This is a genomic window from Rhodococcus sp. NPDC003383 (genome assembly GCF_053589115.1).
The window spans coordinates 1-2,461 of record NZ_JBSFRG010000065.1; the positions used below are offsets into that span (position 1 = coordinate 1).

Annotated in this window: 4 protein-coding genes; 3 read left to right on the plus strand and 1 reads right to left on the minus strand. The window is 68.9% G+C overall.

The window, feature by feature from the left end; genetic code table 11:
* Window positions 1–121: 121 nt before the first annotated feature.
* The 3 genes from ACWDTS_RS28035 to ACWDTS_RS28045 all read left to right on the plus strand — a co-directional run bounded on the left by ACWDTS_RS28035 (window position 122) and on the right by ACWDTS_RS28045 (window position 1,375).
* The gene (locus ACWDTS_RS28035) at window positions 122–718 is read left to right on the plus strand and encodes a TIGR03086 family metal-binding protein (protein WP_450119457.1); all 597 of its coding nucleotides are present in this window, start codon (window positions 122–124) and stop codon (window positions 716–718) included.
* A 48-nt stretch (window positions 719–766) separates the two neighbouring features.
* The gene (locus ACWDTS_RS28040; protein ID WP_374068505.1) at window positions 767–1,033 is read left to right on the plus strand and encodes a hypothetical protein; all 267 of its coding nucleotides are present in this window, start codon (window positions 767–769) and stop codon (window positions 1,031–1,033) included.
* Between the two features lie 138 nt (window positions 1,034–1,171).
* On the plus strand, window positions 1,172–1,375 hold the full coding sequence (locus tag ACWDTS_RS28045) for a cold-shock protein (RefSeq protein WP_068158269.1): 204 nt from the start codon (window positions 1,172–1,174) through the stop codon (window positions 1,373–1,375).
* A 72-nt stretch (window positions 1,376–1,447) separates the two neighbouring features.
* Here the strand turns inward: ACWDTS_RS28045 and ACWDTS_RS28050 are convergent, their stop codons facing one another.
* Window positions 1,448–2,266 (minus strand): class II glutamine amidotransferase, encoded by an 819-nt coding sequence (locus tag ACWDTS_RS28050; RefSeq protein ID WP_197250266.1) that lies wholly within the window; start codon window positions 2,264–2,266, stop codon window positions 1,448–1,450.
* Window positions 2,267–2,461 lie beyond the last annotated feature (195 nt).

Below are 2,461 nucleotides of genomic sequence, written 5' to 3' on the forward strand. Positions count from 1 at the left end.
GCCGCGACCACGATGGTCGCGGCGGCCCGCGGCCGTCCGCACCGGTCACGCCGCTGAGTTTCCGGCGCGGGACGGGTCTGTCCTCATGCGACCCCACCGCTCCGAGAACCGAGGTGCCCCGATGACCGAAATGCTCGATCTCGATCCCGCCGCCCGCACGATGACCCGGGTGATCGCCGGGATCCGCGACGACCAGCTCACCGCCCGCACACCGTGCCGGGACGCCACGCTCGGCGACCTCCTCGACCACGTCGGCGGCCTGTCCGTGGCGTTCACCGCCGCGGCGACCAAGGAGTTCGGGGAGATCACGGCGCGTCCGCCGGCGCCGAGCGCCGCCAACCTGGGCGACGACTGGCGCACGCGCATCCCCGCGCAGGTCGCGGCGCTCGCGCAGGCGTGGCACGATCCCGCCGCGTGGACCGGAACGACGCAGGCCGCCGGGCTGGACCTGCCCGGCCGGATCGCGGGACTCGTCGCGCTCGACGAGCTCGTGATCCACGGTTGGGACCTCGCGGCCGCGGCGGGCCTGCCCTACACCTGCGACGATGCGGCGGTCGCGGCCTGCACGGCGTTCGCGTCGACCGTCACCCCGGAGCAGCGGGCCGAAGGTGGCCTGTTCGGTCCGGTGGTGGAGGTTGCGGAGGATGCGTCCGCGCTCGATCGGCTGCTCGGGCTCACCGGCCGTGAGCCGTCCTGGACGCCACCGCGCAACGGCTGACCCGGGCCGACCTGCATCACCCGCTGTGAGCTGTCACAATTGATGGCCATGAGCGCTAAGACCAAGAACTCTGCCGCGCTCGCGTTGGGCGCGCGGGTGACGATTCGATCCGGCTCCGGCCACGCAGCACCGGAACACGGTGCGATCGTCGCCGACTACGGCGAGGCCGCGGCGCTGGTCGCCGACGACCTCGGCCGCGACTGGGCCCCGGTGCGCCGGTGGGCGGTCGCGCTCGACGACGGTCGGCTCGTCTTCGCCGACGACGCAGACCTCGAGCTCGAGACCTCCCCGAAGGGCGCCGGCACCGCGTCGTAGGCCCCGGCGCGCCCGCCCTCGTGGGTTCGGATCGGCGGTGCTCTACAAGGTGTGCATACGGCGTAGGGGTGGCACGATCGATTGTGGAGATCGTGACGTCGACGTGACGTTCGGCTCCCGAACAGGAAGTTGGGCAAGATGGCGCAGGGCACCGTGAAGTGGTTCAACAGCGAGAAGGGTTTCGGATTCATCGCTCCCGATGACGGGGGCGCCGATCTTTTCGTCCACTTCTCCGAGATCCAGGGCAGCGGCTACCGCTCGCTGGAAGAGAACCAGCGGGTGGAATTCGAGGTCGGGCAGGGACAGAAGGGGCCGCAGGCCCAGCAGGTCCGCGCCCTCTGACAAGTCCGCGAACGCCGAAATTCGGGGTGCATCCCACGTGGGTGCGCCCCGATGGCGTTGCGCCCCGGCGATCTAGGGGGCCAGCGGCACGAACGGCAGAATTTCGTCCCCGTAGGGTCCGACCGTTCCCGCACTGGCCTCGGGCACCTCGTTCCACGCCCCGGGCAGGTCACGCAGCGGTTCCGACACCACGAGGCGCGCCCTCGGTCCGAGTTTCGCGAGCACCTCCACCTCCGGGTGCAGGGCACGCAGCGTCGTCATGTCGGTGGAGTAGTACAGCGACCGCGACTGCACCTGGCTCGAGTAGCGGAAGAACCACATCGAGGTTCCATCCGATGTCGCGACCGTCATCTGCACCGGGTTCTCGATGCCGTGCGCGCGGGCGGTCTTCTCGACGAAGCCGACCGCCCGGCCGACGGCGCCGAGCGGGTCGTCGGTCAGTCCGAACGTCAACGCGAGGTAGAACAACGCCTCCGAATCGGTCGATCCCATGATCTCCGTGTACAGCTCCGCCTCCACCGCGAGCAGCAGTTCCCGCTTGATCTTCCGGTAGTCCACGATCTCGCCGTTGTGCATCCACAACCAGTTGCCGTACCGGAACGGATGGCAATTGCTGCGCTGGACCGGCGATCCCGTCGACGCACGCACGTGCGCGAAGAACATGCCGCTGCGGATCTGGCTGGCGAGTTCCCTCAGATTGCGGTCGTTCCAAGCGGGTTCGATGCTCTTGAACAGCGCCGGCCGGGGCCCTTCTCCGTACCAGCCGATGCCGAACCCGTCCCCGTTCGTGGTCGTCGCGCCGAGCTGCGAGTGCAGACTCTGATCGATGAGCGAGTGCACCGGCCGGAACAGCAGGTCCTCGGCGAGGATCGGCTCACCGGAATATGCCATCCATCTGCACACATCTCCATTGAAACAGAGTGCTCCGCGCCGACCCCGCGTTTTCCGCGCGCGACCCCCACTTTTCCGAGCGAACGATACATCCGGTCGATCTGCGGGCTGTTGCAGAATCGCGGGTCGGTCTCGCCGTGACGCGGCGGGGCCGACCTGCGGCTTTGTGTAGAATCCGTTGGTGGCCAAAGGATA